The sequence below is a fragment of the Streptomyces sp. NBC_00663 genome (genome assembly GCF_036226885.1).
Taxonomy (GTDB): domain Bacteria; phylum Actinomycetota; class Actinomycetes; order Streptomycetales; family Streptomycetaceae; genus Streptomyces.
Genome location: NZ_CP109027.1, coordinates 1,500,800 through 1,516,517 on the forward strand (window position 1 = coordinate 1,500,800; position 15,718 = coordinate 1,516,517).

Sequence of the window (15,718 nt, forward strand, 5' to 3'; positions counted from 1 at the left end):
CCTACGCCTTGTTCGACATCAGCCGACCTCACGCCAGCAGATCCACCGCGCGCCCCGTACCCCTCCGTCGAGCCTCCCCGTACGCCACCCACGCGACCGCCAGATCCTGCCAGGGCAGCCCCACGGGGGCGTACACGGTACGGTCATCCGTGCCGCGTCTGCCGGGATGCTCGCCCCGCAGCACCTCCCCGAGGGTGGCGTCGGCCGTCAGGCCGGTCCCCGCCAACGCCCCCATCGCCCCGGCGAGCTCACGGTCGTCCACGATCACCGACGCCGCCCCGAGCAGATCCGCACCCAGCTCCCGCTTACCCGGCTCGTCCGCGCCGAGGCTCGTGAAGTGCTGGCCGGGACGCGTGTCCGCGAGGCGCAGCAGTGGCTCGCGGGACCATGTCGCCAGCAGAACGGTGTCGGCCGCCGCGGCCACCTCCGCCGCCGAGCCCACCACCCGTCCCCCATGTCGCGCCGCGAACTCGGCGGCCCGTTCACCGTCCGTGTCGTGGACCACCAGGTCACCGTGAGACCGCGGAGATCGCTGGGATCGCAGAGACCGCTGGGATCGCAGAGACCGCTGGGATCGCTGGGATCGCTGGAATTCGGGAGACCGCTCGGATCGCGGAGGCCGCAGTGCCGCCAGCCCCCGTACCGTCAACTCGGCCTGTGCGCCCGCCCCGATCACCCCCAGCACGCCACCCGTACCGGCCAGCGCATGGGTTCCCAGCGCCGCCGCCAACCCTGTCCGCCACGCCGTCACCGTCGCCGAGTCGATCAGCGCCAGCAACTCGCCGTCCCGGCCGCTGTGGAGACAGATCACGCCCCGCAACGCGGGCCGCGCGCCGGGGAACTTGGCGTTCACCTTCACCGTGTACGCCTCGATGGCCGGCAGCAGCCCGGGGATGAGGGCCGTGGCGGTTCCCGGGAACGGCAGGTCCGTCCGCACGCGTTGTCCGGCCACCGTGCCACCGTCCGCCGCACGGAATCCCTCGCGCAGCGCGTCGAGACAGGCCGCCGGGTCCAGTACGGCCTCAAGGTCACTGCGGGTGAGGAGAAGAGTCACCCCTCCATGATCCGCCAGTCAGTCGATCAGTGCTCATGCTCATGCGGCTCGTATCCCGGAATCGTCCCGTCCGTCTTCTTCACCAGGAACAACCCCACCATCCCCATGTCCGAATGGCTCTGGACATGGCAGTGGTACATCCACGCGCCCGCCCCGACCCCCTCCCCCGCGATCACCTGGAAGCCGAAGGAGTCCGCCGGGCCCACGATCTTGTTGTCGATGACCTGGCTCGGGTCGTCGGGGCCGGTGAGCATGCCGGTGCGGTTGTCGGCCCAGCGGTGACCGTGCATATGGAAGGTGTGGTAGTACTCGCCGTGCGTGATCATCACGAACTCGACCCGGTCGCCCACCGTGGCCTCGAAGTCGGGGCCGGAATGCGCCGGTTTGTTGTTGATGAGCATGTCGTTGAAGACGATCGTGTGCGTCGCGTCGGGGAGGATGTCGCCCTTGCGGCGGACGATCACCGGGCCGTACAGGCCCTTGCGGATGCCGCCCGTGCCGTGTTCCGTGCCCACCACGTGGTCGTGGTAGTGCCAGTAGCCGGCGCTGCCCGACCGCCAGGTGCCGTCCTTGCGGCGGCCGGGGGCGTGGGTGCGCCAGGTGTAGGTGCGGGTGCCGCCCGGTTCCACGTCGCTCTTGTTCAACTTCGTTCCGTCGCTGGAGACTTCGTAGTCCAGACCGTGGACATGGAGGCTCGCCCGCACGTCCATCGTGTTCTCGAACTCGATGTGCAGCGTGTCGCCCTCGTTCAGCTCGATCAGCGGACCCGGGATCGTCGCCTTGCCCTTCTCGAAGCCGTAGCCCATCTGTCCGTCGGCGAGCTTCTCGGCATACAGCTTGAGGTGCCGCACCTCGCCGCCCGCCGGGGCCGTCTTCGCCGGGGTGTCGGCGCTCGCGGCCTCCGGCGCGACGGACAACGATGTCGCGACGGTCCCGGCGCCCACCACCGCCGCGCCACCCAGCAGCATCCTTCGATTGAAACCGCGTCTGTCCATGCGGAACTCCCCACCCTGGGACGGAATTTGCGGAGACGTACCTGTGATGAACCGGTGAGACGGTACCGGCCGTTCCGCCGTTTATCCACACTCAGGACAAAGTTGGCCCCAACTCGGTCATAGGTATTGGCGAGTTGCGCAAAGGGGTCTAGCTTCCTTGGCGCTGTCGCTGTGACCGAGGAGGTGCCCATGCACTTACGAGGGTTGAGCACGAGAAGACGGGTCGGTGTGGCGGGCGTGACCGCCGGGGTCGTCGTGGCCGGGCTGATGTCCGGTCCCGTCGCCACCGCGCGCCCGGCGCCGGGACCGACACTGACAACGATGTCCGTGAAGTCGCCGCCGGGCGGCGCGAATGTACGGGTGCTGCTCTTCTACGGGTCCGCCGCGGCCGGCGAGGAGTCGCCGGTCGTGAATGCCGGGATCGAGGCGATCGAGAAGATCGGGCTGTCCGGGCCGGCCGATCAGCGGTTCAAGACCGTGGCCACGAACGACGCCTCGGTGTTCACCGATGAGGCGAAGCTCGGTCGTTACAACGCCATCGTCTTCCTCACCGGGGGTGGCGACATCCTCGATCCCGAGGAGGAGGCGGGACTTGAGGCCTATATGGAGGCCGGCGGCGGGTTCGTCGGCATCCATGACGCCGCCCGCGCCGAGCCGTACTCGGACTGGTTCACGGGGCTCGTCGGCGCCCGTCCCGCCGCCGCCAGTCCCACCGCCGTGCAGCGGGCCGTCGTCGAGGTGGGCGACCGGCAGCATCCGGCGACCAAGGATCTGCCGGTGCAGTGGAAACGGCCGGATCAGTGGTTCAACTGGGCCAAGAACCCGTCGGGTTCCGTGCACACCGTGGCCCGGGTGCGCGAGTCGACGTATCAGCCGGGGGACGGGAAGAACGGCTGGGACCATCCGGTCAGCTGGTGCCGTGACTACGACGGCGGGCGCTCCTTCTACACCGGTATGGGCGGCACCGTGTCGTCGTACGACGAGGCCGACTTCCGTGCGCATCTGCGGGGCGCACTGATGTGGACCTCGCGGCTGGTGCGGGCCGACTGCAAGGCGACCATCACCGGCAACTACAAGGCCGAGCGGCTTACGCAGCCCAACCAGCCGGGGCAGAACGACCAGATCGGCGAACCGCACGGCCTGGTCACCGCGCCCGACGGGCGGGTGCTCTACATCGGGCGGGGCGGCGCCGACTCCTCCCAGCCCGTGGTCACCGACTGGAACAGCCCCGACATCGGCAAGGGCCGGGGCGAGATCCACGTCTACGACCCGAAGACCAAGAAGGTGACCCTCGCGGGCGCCCTCACCGTCTTCGGCAACAAGGGCGGCGGCGACGAACTGGTGAAGGTCGAGGAGGGCCTCCTCGGTATCGAGCTCGATCCGCGGTTCGAGGAGAACGGGTGGGTGTATCTGCACTACACGCCGCACTCCCAGATCAACCGTGAGACACAGATGGCCGAGCGGCGCGTCTCCCGCTTCACGCTCGACCTCGCGACGAACAAGCTGGACCTGGGCAGTGAGAAGGTGCTGCTCAAGTGGCCGGTGCAGATCCACAGTTGCTGCCACGCGGGCGGCGGGATGACCTGGGACTCCAAGGGCAACCTGTACATCGCGACCGGCGACAACAACTCCAGCCGCTTCAGCGACGGTTACTCGGGCAACAACCCGGAGCCCAACTACAAGGGCGTCTCCTTCGCCGACGCGCGCCGCACCGCCGGCAACACCCACAACCTCAACGGCAAGATCCTGCGCATCCACCCGGAGGCGGACGGGACCTACACCCTGCCCGCCGGGAACCTCTTCACCGGACAGGAGACCGACGAGGGCGGCGGCAAGACGCGCGGCGAGATCTATGTGATGGGGGTCAGGAACCCGGCCCGCATCTTCGTCGACAAGAAGACCGACGTCCTCTACGCCGGCTGGGTCGGCCCGGACGCCTCGGCGCCGTCCACCACCTGGGGTCCGGCGAAGTACGACACGTTCGCCGTCATCACCAAGGCGAGCAACCGGGGTTGGCCGTACTGCATGGGCAACAAGCAGCCCTACCGCGACCGCAACCTCCCCGACCCGACGCAGCCGCTCGGCTGGTACGACTGCGACCACCCGAAGAACGAGTCCCCGAACAACGACGGCCTCGTCAATCTCCCGCCGGTCACCGGCAACAACATCTGGTACTCGCCCCAGGGCGGCGCCCCGGACTTCCCGCGCGACGCCAACGGCATCCCGTCGTACAAGCAGGAGGAGTCCACGTATTTGCTGCCGTGGCTGAAGGGCGGCGGCCAGGCCGCGATGAACGGGCCGGTCTACCGCTACGACACCGGGAGCACGAGCGAGGTGAAGTGGCCTTCGTACTGGGACGGCAAATGGTTCATCGGCGACTTCTACGACGCCGACCAGCCGCGCAACGCCGTCATCACCGACCCGAAGAACCATGGGGAGGGTGGACTGCCCGTGCACTCCGAGTCGTTGAAGAAGATCATCCCGATCGGCAACGACGGCATCAAGAACCTCATGGACTGGAAGTTCGGTCCGGACGGCTCGCTGTACGTGCTCGACTACGGCCGGGGTTTCTTCACCTCGGACGCCAAGTCGGCGCTGTGGCGGGTCACTTACACGGGCGGTGGTCCGACACCGGCCGCCGATCAGCTGGCCAGGGGGGCGGCGCAGTGACACGGCAACGAAGAGTCCTGACCGCCCTGTTGGCGGCGGTGCTGATGCTGCTCGGCCTCCAGGCCGTACCGAGTACCGCACAGCCCGAGGAGACGGCCGCCGCCCAGACCCTCACCTGGACCGCCGGCGACGACATCACCCAGTACACGTCGGCGCCGACGACCGCGGTGGCCGGTCAGGCGACGATCGTCTTCGAGAACAGCGCGGCCACCGGCAACACCACCGGCATGCCGCACACGTTGACCTTCGTCACGAGCGACCCCGCGTTCAACAGCGACGTCGCGGTCAACATCCTGGCCAACCCGAACGACGACATGGGCGGCCGGCACACCGCCGAGGTCACGCTCACCCCGGGCCGCTACTTCTACCACTGCACGATCCCGGGCCACGGCCAGATGCAGGGCATCCTCGTGGTGACCGAGGGCGGCGGCACCGACACCACGCCGCCCGCGACGGCGGCGCAGGTCACGGGTACGCAGAACGCCCAGGGCGAGTACGTCGGTTCGGCGAGCGTGGCGATCAGCGCCACCGACGAGGGCGGCTCCGGGGTCGACAGCGTCCAGTACGCGGTCGGCGACACGGGCGACTGGCTGCCGTACACCACCCCGGTCGTCGTCGACCAGGTGGGCGGTCACACGATCCGCTACCGGGCGCTCGACAAGGCGGGGAACGTCTCGGCGGAGAAGAGCGTCACGTTCACGGTGGTGCCGCCGGCCTCCGACGACACCACCCCACCGGACACCTCGGCGACGGTGACGGGTGAACAGGACGCCGACGGGGCGTACTTCGACATGGCGACGGTGACCGTGTCGGCCTCCGACACCGGTTCCGGGGTCAACGGCATCGAGTACGCGGTCGACAGCGGAGCCTGGCAGCCGTACACCGCCCCCGTGATGGTGCACCAGCTCGGCACCCACACCGTCCGCTACCGGGCCACCGACAAGGCGGGGAACGTCGCCGCCGAGAAGAGCGTCCAGTTCAAGGTCGTCGCGACGCCCTCGCCGGACACCGCACCGCCCGTGACGGGCGTGAGTGTCGAGGGCACGAAGAACTCGGCCGGGGCCTACATCGGCAACGCCAAGGTCACCGTGAGCGCGACGGACGAGGGCGGGTCGGGCGTCGACCGGGTGGAGTACTCGATCGACGGCGGTCCGTATCTCACGTACACCGTCCCGGTGGTCGTCGATCGCGCGGGCACCCACACCCTCGCCTACCGGGCCACGGACAAGGCGGGCAACACCGCCGCCGCCCGCACGGTGACCTTCACCGTGGTGTCGAGCCAGGTGCCCGCACCCAACTGCCCGGAGTTCGACGAGCGGTTGACGGTGACAGTCGGTGATGTCGACTCGGGTGTGCCCAACCGGCTGACCAACAACCGGTGTCGGATCAACGAGTTGATCGAGGACGAGAAGGAGTGGACGTCCCACGCGCTCTTCCTGAAGCACGTGAAGACGGTCCTGGACAGGCTCCTCAAGGAAGGCGTCGTCGACCAGCGCGAGTACAACGCCGTCCAGAAGGCCGCCCGCCAGTCCGGGATCGGCAAGCCGGGGCAGACCGAGGGGTACCGGAAGATCCTCGACGGCACCGCCGAGTCGTTCGCCAAGTGGCAGCAGGTGGGCGGGGGTTCGTTCGCCCTCAACGCCGACGGGTCCCTCACCTCCGGGACGATCAGGGCCGGGCTCGGCATGCTGTGGTTCCCCGAGCGCAAGTACGGCGACTTCTCGCTCCGCCTCCAGTGGCGCGACGACGCCCCGGGCACCGGCAACGCCAACTCCGGTGTGTTCGTGCGCTTCCCGTGGGTCCACGACCACCCCGAGGAGTCCCGGCCGGAGTGGGTCGCCATCAAGTACGGGCACGAGGTGCAGGTGTTGGACCGGCCTGACGGCGACATGTACAAGACGGGCTCGATCTACGGGTTCGACCGTGTGGGCCTGGCCGGCGCGGGCGTGACCCAGAAGGGCACCTGGAACGACTACGAGATCCGGGTGGTGGACCAGCAGTACTCGGTCTACCGCAACGGCGTGCTCATCAACGAGTTCGACAACATCGGCGGCCAGGACTTCACTCCGCCCCGCTCGGACGACCCGGGCACGGACGGCAGGCGGTTCGCCTCCGGCTACATCGGACTCCAGGTGCACAGCACGACGGACATCGTCTCCTACCGGGACGTGCGGATCAAGGAGCTGTAGGAGGCATCCCGGGCGCCTTCTTGGCTGCTCTGCTCGGCTGTACCCGCTTGGGCTCCCCCGGCATCTTCGGATACTCGGGCGGGTACGGCAGATCGCCGAGTCCGTGGTCGTGCTCGTCCCTGCGGGCCAGTTCCAGCAGGGGTTCCAGCGAGAACGCGTGATCGTCCATGTCCGCGTGCACATCGCCGAGTTCGGCGAAGCGCGCGGGCATGGTCGCGAGATCGAAGTCCTGGGGATGCGCGACGCCCACCTCGTCCCAGCGCAGGGGTGCGGAGACGGGGGCGTGCGGGCGGGGTCGTACCGAATAGGCGGACGCGATCGTGCGGTCCCTGGCGGTCTGGTTGTAGTCGATGAAGATGCGCTCGCCGCGCTCCTCCTTCCACCACTTGATCGTCACGTGGTCCGGCATCCGCCGTTCCATCTCCCGCCCGACCGCGATCGCGGCCCGCCGCACCTGGGTGAAGGTCCAGCGCGGCTCGATGGGCACGAAGACGTGCAGTCCGCGTCCGCCGGACGTCTTGGGCCAGCCGCGCAGTCCGCCGAACTCCTCCAGCACGGCGCGGAGTTCACCGGCGGCGCGGACGGCGTCGTCGTAGTCGGTGCCGGGCTGGGGGTCGAGGTCGATGCGGAGTTCGTCGGGGCGGTCGACGTCGTCGCGCCGTACCGGCCACGGGTGGAAGGTGAGCGTGCCGAACTGGGCGGCCCACAGCACCGCGGCCTCCTCGGTGGGGCACATCTCGTCCGCGCTGCGGCCGCTCGGGAAGGTGATGTGGGCGGTCGGGATCCAGTCGGGCATGTTCTTCGGCGCCCGCTTCTGGAAGAAGTTCTCGCCCGTGACACCGTCGGGATAGCGCTCCAGGGTGGTGGGCCGGTCGCGCAGGGCGCGCAGGATTCCCGGGGCGACGGCGATGTAGTACTCGGCCAGGTCCAGCTTGGTGAAACCGCGCTCCGGGAAGAAGATCTTGTCCGGACTGGACAGCCGTACGGTCCGCCCGGCCACCTCAAGCTCCACCGCGTCACCCATGCGAGCCACGGTAGGCCAGTGGAACATCCCCCGCATACCGGGCGAAATCCAGCAGTGGCCAGCAGAATCGGAAGCATGGATCTGCCGGTCATGCCTCCCGTGAAGCCCATGCTCGCCAAGTCGGTCGCGAAGATCCCGCCGGGCATGCAGTACGAGGCGAAGTGGGACGGGTTCCGGGCCATCGTGTTCCGCGACCGGACCGAGGTCGAGCTCGGCAGCCGCACCGGCAAGCCGCTGACCAGGTACTTTCCCGAGCTGGTGGGGGCCCTCGCGGAGCGGCTGCCCGAGCGCTGCGTGCTGGACGGCGAGATCGTCATCGCCCGGGACGGGCGGCTGGACTTCGACGCGCTCACCGAGCGCATCCACCCGGCGGACTCCCGGGTGCGGACGCTCGCCGAGCGCACCCCGGCGTCGTTCGTCGCCTTCGACGTGCTGGCCCTGGCCGACGAGTCGCTCCTCGACGTCCCGCTGACCGACCGGCGGGCCCTGCTGGCCACGGCCCTGTCCGACGTCACCCCGCCGGTCCATCTCGCGCCCGCGACGACCGACATCGACGTCGCCCGGAACTGGTTCGAGCAGTACGAGGGGGCCGGTCTCGACGGCGTCATCGCCAAGCCGCTCGGCCTGCACTACCTCCAGGACGAGCGAGCGATGTTCAAGATCAAGCACGAGCGGACGGCGGACGTGGTCGTCGCGGGCTACCGCCTCCACAAGAGCGGCCCCGTAGTCGGGTCCCTGCTGCTCGGGCTGTACGACGACCAGGGCGCCCTCCAGCACGTGGGCGTGTCGGCCGCCTTCACCATGAAGCGGCGCGCGGAGCTGGTCGAGGAGCTGGAGCCGCTGCGCATGGCGGACGCCACGGGACATCCCTGGGCGGCCTGGTCGGACGAGGCCGCGCACGAGACGGCACGGCTGCCCGGGGCGCCCAGCCGCTGGTCGGGCAAGAAGGACCTGTCCTGGGTGCCGCTGCGGCCGGAGCGGGTGGCCGAGGTGGCGTACGACCACATGGAGAACGGGGCACGGTTCCGGCACACGGCCCGCTTCCGCCGCTGGCGCCCGGACCGGACGCCGGAGAGCTGCACGTACGGACAGCTGGAGGAGCCGGTGCGCTACGACCTGGCCGAGATCCTGGGCTCTCCCGGCTGACGCGCCGCGGCTACGGCTTCATCAGCACCTTCACCGCGCCGTCCTGCTTGCGCTGGAACATCTCGTACGCGTGCGGCGCATCGTCCAGCGGGACCCGATGGGTGGCGAAGTCGTCGACGCCGAGGACGTCGTCGTCGGTCAGGTGCGGGAGGATCTCGTCGACCCAGCGGCGCACATTGGCCTGGCCCATGCGGAGCTGGATCTGCTTGTCGAACAGGGTGAGCAGCGGCAGCGGGTCGGCCGTGCCGCCGTAGACACCGGAGAGGGAGATCGTGCCGCCCCGGCGTACCAGGTCGATGGCGGTGTAGAGGGCGGCGAGCCGGTCGACGCTGAAGCGTTCGGCGAGGGGGCCGCCCAGTTTCCGCGGCAGCAGGGAAGCGGCGTTCTGGGCCAGGCGGGCGGCGGCGCTGCCGTGGGCCTCGGTGCCGACCGCGTCGATCACGGCGTCGGGGCCACGGCCCGCGGTGCGGTCGCGGATCGCGGTGACGAGTTCCTTCTCGCCGTCGAAGTCCCGCAGGTCGAAGGTCTCCACACCCCGCTGCCCCGCCCGGTGCAGCCGCTCGCTGACCAGGTCGACCCCGAACACCGCTCCGGCGCCCCGCAGCTGTGCGACCCGGCAGGCCATGTCGCCGATGGGCCCGAGGCCGAGCACGGCGACGGTGCCGCCCTCCGGGATGTCCGCGTAGGCGACGGCCTGCCAGGCGGTGGGCAGGACGTCGGAGAGATAGACGAAACGGTCGTCGGGCGGCCCCTCGGGCACCTTGATCGGGCCGAACTGGGCCTGCGGGACACGCAGATACTCGGCCTGGGCGCCGGGTACGGCCCCGTACAGCCGGGTGTAGCCGAAGAGCGCGGCGCCCATGCCCTCGCCGGTGACCTGGGTGGTCTCGCACTGGGTCGGCAGGGAGTTCTCGCACATCCAGCAGCTGCCGCAGGCGATCTGGAAGGGGACGACGACCCGGTCGCCCGCCTTGAGGTCGGGCACCCCGGCGCCGACCTCCTCGACGATGCCCATGGGCTCGTGACCGAGGATGTCGCCCGGAGTCATGAACGGGGTGAGCACCTCGTACAGATGCAGATCGGAGCCGCACAGTCCGCTCGACGTGATGCGGATGACGGCGTCCGTGGGCTCCTGGATCCCCGGATCGGGCACGGTCTCCACCCGTACGTCCCGCTTGCCCTGCCAGGTGACTGCCTTCATCGCCGCACGCTCCCTTCCCCCCTGCTTCCCCCTTCGGAGGCGCCCCGGGTACCCGGCCCCACCGCGCCGAACCGCTCCGGACCGCCGCCCCGCGCCGCGCTCTGGGCCGCTCGGCGTAGCAGCGCGCTCCCTCAGAGGTGTTCACCAGAGGTATTCACCCGCCGGTCAAATCCGAGCGGGTATGGCCAGCAATGAACAAATAAGCGCACAATCAGCGAAACGAGACTTGGGTGGCGACGGTGGGCATGGGACGAAGGGCGCGCACCGGGCGCGCCGGCACTACGGCGGCGCTCCTGGCCGCCGCGCTGACGGTTTCCCTGGCGGCGGCGGGCTGCACGGGTTCCGGTCGGCCGGAGCCGAAGGACGACGGCCGGGGCGCCGAGCAGGCGCGGACCCCCGGTGACGAGCAGAGCCCGGAGCCGTCGCAGAGCGGGCAGAGCGAGCTTGCCGGCGCGTCCGTGCTCGCCGTGAAGATCGACAACGCGCGGGCGGCCCGGCCGCACACGGGCACCGATGCCGCCGACATCATCTACGCCGAGCAGGTCGAGGGCGGGCTGAGCCGGCTGATGGCGGTCTACGCGACCAGGCTCCCGAAGACCATCGGTCCGGTGCGCAGCGCCCGGGAGTCCGACCTGGAGCTGCTGCGCCAGTTCGACCATCCGACGCTCGCCTTCTCCGGCGCCCAGGGCAAGCTGATGCCGCTGATCAACAGGGCGCCGCTGAACCCGCAGACACCGGGCAAGACCTCCGGCGCCTACTTCCGCGGCACCGACAAGCCCGCCCCGCACAACCTCTACCTGCACCCGTCCCGGCTGCTGCCCAGCGCTCCCGGCGCGGACGCCCTGACCACCGGCTTCACCTACGGCGCCGCCCCCTCGGGCGGCAAGAAGGACACGTCGGAGACCGTGCGCTACCCGGCGGCCGGCTACTCCTTCACCTGGTCGTCGAGCCGCGACCGCTATCTGGTCTCCATGGACGGCACCCCGGCCGTGACGACCGGCGGCAAGCGGATCGCCCCGGCGACGGTCGTCGTGCAGTACGTGAAGATCCGCAAGTCCGACTTCCACGACTTCCTCGGCAACAACACGCCGTACACCGAGACCGTCGGCTCGGGGAAGGCGAAGGTGCTGCGCGGCGGGAAGGCGTACGACGTCCGCTGGGAGCGCGACAAGGCCACGGACGGTACGACGTTCACGACGACCGGCGGGGATCCGGTGAACTTCGCCGAGGGTCAGGTGTGGGTGCTGTTCGCCAAAGCGTCCTGAAGACCCGACCGGCGCCGCAACGCTCGGTCAACGCTGCGCCGCGAGGGGTTCCGCCGGGTTGCGGAGCCCCTCGGCCGCGTCCGCGACCCGCTGGATCAGCTCGAAGAACACGGACTGCTCGGCGGCGGAGAGCGGGGCGAGGAAGACCTGGTTCATCCGGGCCGTGCGGACGGTCAGCTTGCGGTGGGTGCGCACTCCGTCGTCGGTGAGGCGCAGCAGGAAACGGCGGCCGTCCTGCGGGTCGCGCACCTTGTCGAGCAGCCCGCGGCGGCCGAGCCGGCTGATCACCTCGGCGATGGTCGACCGGTCGAGCCCCACCCGCTCCCCCACCGTGCGCTGGTCCAGGCCCGGCTCGGCGACGAGCGCGTTGAGGACCGCGAACTGGGGCGAGGTGATCTCCTCCGAGACCATCGTGTTCCACAGCAGGTAGTGGGCCTGCTGCAAACGGCGGGCCAGGTGCCCGGGGTGGGTGGTGAGGTCCACCGCGGCCATGTGCGCTCCCCACGATCGAATTGATTGGTGCACTGAACAATACCCGTCGGCCCCATGACTGTCTGTAGCTCGCTCCACATCACTGACCTCGCCTTTCTTCAGGGTCTTGACGTCGCACCCTTCCGGTGGCAGCGTGAAGGAAACTTCACCGAAATACTCAGTGCCCTGACTAATCGGCGGGATGGAGCTTCACGCATGGACAAGGTGGTCGCCACAGCCGCCGAGGCGGTGGCCGATGTGCCGGATGGCGCGACCCTCGCCGTCGGCGGCTTCGGACTGAGCGGGGTGCCCAACGTGCTGATCCAGGCGCTGTACGAGCGCGGGACCAGCGGCCTGGGCGTCGTCTCCAACAACTGTGGCGCCATGGAGTCCGGCCTGGCCGTCCTGCTGTCGGCGGGCCGCATCGCGCGCGTGACCGGTTCCTACATCGGCGCCAACAAGGAGTTCGCCCGGCAGTACCTGTCCGGTGAGCTGGAGGTCGAGATGATCCCGCAGGGCACGCTCGCCGAGCGGCTGCGGGCCGGTGGCGCCGGCATCCCCGCCTTCTACACCCCCGCCGGTGTCGGCACCCAGGTCGCCGAGGGCGGGCTGCCGTGGCGGTACGACGGTGAGGGCGGCGTCGCGCTCGCCTCGCCGCCGAAGGAGGTGCGCGAGTTCGAGGGCACCGAGTACGTGCTGGAGCGGGGCATCCGTACCGACTTCGCGCTGGTGCGGGCCTGGAAGGGCGACCGGCACGGGAATCTCGTCTTCAACAAGTCGTCCCGGAACTTCAACCCCCTCGCGGCGATGGCGGGACGGGTGACGATCGCGGAGGTCGAGGAGCTCGTGGAGCCCGGCGAGATCGAGCCGGACGCGGTGCATCTGCCGGGGATCTTCGTGCAGCGGGTGGTGGCGCTGACGCCGGAACAGGCCGCCGACAAGGGCATCGAGAAGCGGACGGTGAGCAACTGATGGCCTGGACACGCGAGCAGATGGCCGCGCGGGCGGCGCGCGAGCTGGAGGACGGGCAGTACGTCAATCTCGGCATCGGCCTGCCGACGCTGATCCCGAACTATCTCCCGGAGGGCGTGGAGGTGGTGCTGGAGAGCGAGAACGGCATCCTCGGCACCGGCCCCTATCCGGCCGAGGACGCGGTCGACCCGGATCTGATCAACGCCGGCAAGGAGACCGTCACGGTGCTGCCGGGCGCCTCCTTCTTCGACTCGGCGCTGTCCTTCTCGATGATCCGGGGCGGGCACATCGATGTCGCCGTGCTGGGCGCGATGCAGGTCTCCGCCGGCGGTGACCTCGCGAACTGGGCGATCCCCGGGAAGATGATCACCGGGATCGGCGGGGCGATGGACCTGGTCCACGGCGCCCGTACGGTCATCGTCGTGATGACCCACACCGCCAAGGACGGCTCGCCGAAAATCCTCTCCGAATGCGCGCTGCCGCTCACGGGCAAGGCGTGTGTGAACCGAGTCATCACCGATCTCGGCGTGATCGACGTGACCACGGACGGGCTGGTGTTGACCGAGGTCGCGCCCGGAGTCGCCGTTGACGACGTCATCGCCAAGACCGACGCCAAACTGACCGTCGCGGAGGAGCTGCTGTGAAGTCCGTCTACATCGTCGACGCCGTCCGCACGCCGATCGGTCGCTACAACGGCGGTCTGTCCTCGACGCGCCCGGACGACCTGGCCGCCCACGCCATCCGCGAACTCGTCGCCCGTACACCCGGCTTGGACCCGTCCCGCATCGAGGACGTGTACTTCGGCAACGCGAACGGGGCCGGGGAGGAGAACCGCAACGTCGCGCGCATGGGCGCGCTGTTGGCCGGTCTGCCGACGTCGGTGCCGGGGGTGACCGTCAACCGCCTGTGCGCCTCCGGGCTTGAGGCGGTGATCCAGGCGGCCCGCGCCATCGCCGTCGGGGACGCGTCCATCGCCGTGGCGGGCGGTGTGGAGTCGATGACCCGTGCGCCGTACGTCCTGCCCAAGAACGACCGGGCCTTCCCCGCCGGGCACACCGAGCTGTACTCGACCACCCTCGGCTGGCGCATGGTGAACCCGCGGATGGACCCGCAGTGGACCATCCCGCTGGGCGAGAGCGCGGAGTTGATCGCGGACAAGCACAAGATCACGCGTGAGCAGCAGGACGAGTTCGCGCTGGCGTCCCATCAGAAGGCGGCCTCGGCTCAGCGACAGGGGCTGTTCGACGCGGAGTTGGCTCCTGTGTCGATCCCCCAGCGCAAGGGCGACCCGGTTGTCCTCGGCGCCGACGAATGCGTACGGGCGGATGCGTCGCTGGAGGCGATGGCGAAGCTCAAGCCGTCCTTCCGTAAGGACGGCGGAACGGTCACCGCGGGCAACGCCTCGCCGCTCAACGATGGTGCGGCGGCACTGCTGTTGGTCGACGAGGAGGGGCTGAAGGCGACCGGCCGTGAGCCGCTCGCGCGGATCTCCGCCACCGGCGTCCACGCCCTCGACCCGGACTACTTCGGGCTCGCCCCCGTAGAGGCCGTCAACCGCGCACTGGCCAAGGCGGGCAAGAGCTTCGACGACCTGTCGGTCCTGGAGCTGAACGAGGCGTTCGCGGCGCAGGTGCTCGGGTGTGTCGCCGAATGGCCCGAGTTCGATCCGGCGATCCTCAATCCGCAGGGCGGTGCGATTGCTCTCGGGCATCCGCTCGGGGCTTCCGGGGCTCGGCTTGCCGGTACCGTGGCGCACCAACTTGCCCGTCGGGGCAGTGGGGTTGGTGTCGCCACGTTGTGTATCGGTGTCGGCCAAGGACTCGCTCTCGTCTTGGAGCGTTGAGCATCGACTGCGACTGCGGGCCGCCAGTGGCTGGTCGCGCAGTTCCCCGCGCCCCTGACGGGGCGCTGTACCTCGCCCCGAATTCGTCAGGAACCCTCAGGACCTCCCTATGACCCTCACCCAGCAGGACATCGACCAGGAGATCGCGGCCGAGCACGCCGCCTACGAGAAGCGGGTCGCCGACGGCGCCCCCGTGGAGCACCAGCCGCGCCGCGACTACGCGCCGTACCGTTCCTCGGTGCTGCGCCACCCCAAGCAGCCGCCGGTCACCATCGACGTGTCCAAGGACCCGGAGCTGGTGGAGCTGCACTCCCCCGCCTTCGGGGAGCGGGACATCACCGAGATCGACAACGACCTCACCCGGCAGCACAACGGCGAGCCGATCGGCGAGCGCATCACCGTCTCCGGGCGGCTCCTCGACCGTGACGGCCGTCCCATCCGCGGCCAGCTCATCGAGATCTGGCAGGCCAACTCGGCGGGCCGGTACGCCCATCAGCGCGAGCAGCACGACGCGCCGCTCGACCCGAACTTCACCGGCGTCGGCCGTACCCTGACCGACGGCGAGGGCCAGTACCGCTTCACGACGATCCAGCCGGGCCCCTACCCGTGGCGCCAGCACGTCAACGCCTGGCGCCCCGCCCACATCCACTTCTCGCTCTTCGGGACGGCGTTCACCCAGCGGCTGGTGACGCAGATGTACTTCCCGAGCGACCCGCTGTTCCCGTACGACCCGATCATCCAGTCGGTGACGGACGACGCGGCCCGGCAGCGGCTGGTGGCGACGTACGACCACAACCTGTCGGTGCCGGAGTTCTCGATGGGCTACCACTGGGACATCGTGCTCGACGGACCGCACGCCACCTGGATCGAAGAGGGACGCTGACCTGC

At 69.7% G+C, this 15,718-nt stretch carries 13 protein-coding genes; 8 read left to right on the forward strand and 5 right to left on the reverse strand.

The genetic code is table 11. The features are described from left to right. Positions 1 to 28: 28 nt before the first annotated feature. A complete protein-coding gene (locus OG866_RS06860; protein ID WP_329332535.1) occupies positions 29 to 1,054 on the reverse strand; it encodes an ornithine cyclodeaminase family protein in 1,026 nt (341 codons plus the stop codon). A gap of 26 nt (positions 1,055 to 1,080) precedes the next feature. Then, entirely contained in the window at positions 1,081 to 2,049 is a 969-nt protein-coding gene (locus OG866_RS06865; protein WP_329332536.1) for a multicopper oxidase domain-containing protein, read from the reverse strand. 189 nt (positions 2,050 to 2,238) lie between these two features. On the opposite strand from OG866_RS06865, the gene OG866_RS06870 reads away from it, so the two are divergent. Together OG866_RS06870 and OG866_RS06875 are read left to right on the forward strand one after the other, a co-directional pair. Next, positions 2,239 to 4,719, forward strand: a complete 2,481-nt coding sequence (locus tag OG866_RS06870) for a ThuA domain-containing protein (RefSeq protein ID WP_329332537.1) — start codon at positions 2,239 to 2,241, stop codon at positions 4,717 to 4,719. A gap of 44 nt (positions 4,720 to 4,763) precedes the next feature. Then, on the forward strand, positions 4,764 to 6,908 hold the full coding sequence (locus tag OG866_RS06875; RefSeq protein ID WP_329343964.1) for an OmpL47-type beta-barrel domain-containing protein: 2,145 nt from the start codon (positions 4,764 to 4,766) through the stop codon (positions 6,906 to 6,908). Here the strand turns inward: OG866_RS06875 and ligD are convergent. Further along, complete coding sequence (gene ligD, locus OG866_RS06880) at positions 6,895 to 7,932, reverse strand: non-homologous end-joining DNA ligase (RefSeq protein ID WP_329332538.1); 1,038 nt, start codon at positions 7,930 to 7,932, stop codon at positions 6,895 to 6,897. The two genes, OG866_RS06875 and ligD, sit on opposite strands and share 14 nt — an antisense overlap. A gap of 75 nt (positions 7,933 to 8,007) precedes the next feature. Between ligD and OG866_RS06885 the strand changes: the two genes are divergently transcribed. Beyond that, positions 8,008 to 9,078 (forward strand): ATP-dependent DNA ligase, encoded by a 1,071-nt coding sequence (locus OG866_RS06885; RefSeq protein ID WP_329332539.1) that lies wholly within the window; start codon positions 8,008 to 8,010, stop codon positions 9,076 to 9,078. Positions 9,079 to 9,088: 10 nt separating this feature from the next. Here the strand turns inward: OG866_RS06885 and OG866_RS06890 are convergent, their stop codons facing one another. Further along, positions 9,089 to 10,279 (reverse strand): zinc-dependent alcohol dehydrogenase, encoded by a 1,191-nt coding sequence (locus OG866_RS06890; RefSeq protein ID WP_329332540.1) that lies wholly within the window; start codon positions 10,277 to 10,279, stop codon positions 9,089 to 9,091. Between the two features lie 245 nt (positions 10,280 to 10,524). Here OG866_RS06890 and OG866_RS06895 point away from each other — a divergent pair, with 245 nt between their 5' ends. Further along, positions 10,525 to 11,544 (forward strand): DUF3048 domain-containing protein, encoded by a 1,020-nt coding sequence (locus OG866_RS06895; protein WP_329332541.1) that lies wholly within the window; start codon positions 10,525 to 10,527, stop codon positions 11,542 to 11,544. A gap of 27 nt (positions 11,545 to 11,571) precedes the next feature. Here the strand turns inward: OG866_RS06895 and OG866_RS06900 are convergent, their stop codons facing one another. After that, entirely contained in the window at positions 11,572 to 12,036 is a 465-nt protein-coding gene (locus OG866_RS06900) for a MarR family winged helix-turn-helix transcriptional regulator (protein WP_329332542.1), read from the reverse strand. A 195-nt stretch (positions 12,037 to 12,231) separates the two neighbouring features. Here OG866_RS06900 and OG866_RS06905 point away from each other — a divergent pair, with 195 nt between their 5' ends. The 4 genes from OG866_RS06905 (at position 12,232) to pcaH (ending at position 15,713) form a co-directional block, all read left to right on the forward strand. Further along, positions 12,232 to 12,987: a CoA transferase subunit A gene (locus tag OG866_RS06905; RefSeq protein ID WP_329332543.1), complete on the forward strand. Its 756-nt coding sequence runs from the start codon at positions 12,232 to 12,234 to the stop codon at positions 12,985 to 12,987. Continuing rightward, positions 12,987 to 13,631: a CoA transferase subunit B gene (locus tag OG866_RS06910; protein WP_329332544.1), complete on the forward strand. Its 645-nt coding sequence runs from the start codon at positions 12,987 to 12,989 to the stop codon at positions 13,629 to 13,631. Before OG866_RS06905 ends, OG866_RS06910 begins: the two co-directional genes overlap by 1 nt. Further along, a complete protein-coding gene (locus tag OG866_RS06915; protein WP_329332545.1) occupies positions 13,628 to 14,830 on the forward strand; it encodes a thiolase family protein in 1,203 nt (400 codons plus the stop codon). The genes OG866_RS06910 and OG866_RS06915 overlap by 4 nt, the downstream gene beginning before the upstream one ends. A gap of 109 nt (positions 14,831 to 14,939) precedes the next feature. Then, positions 14,940 to 15,713, forward strand: a complete 774-nt coding sequence (gene pcaH, locus OG866_RS06920; RefSeq protein WP_329332546.1) for a protocatechuate 3,4-dioxygenase subunit beta — start codon at positions 14,940 to 14,942, stop codon at positions 15,711 to 15,713. Positions 15,714 to 15,718: the final 5 nt, after the last annotated feature.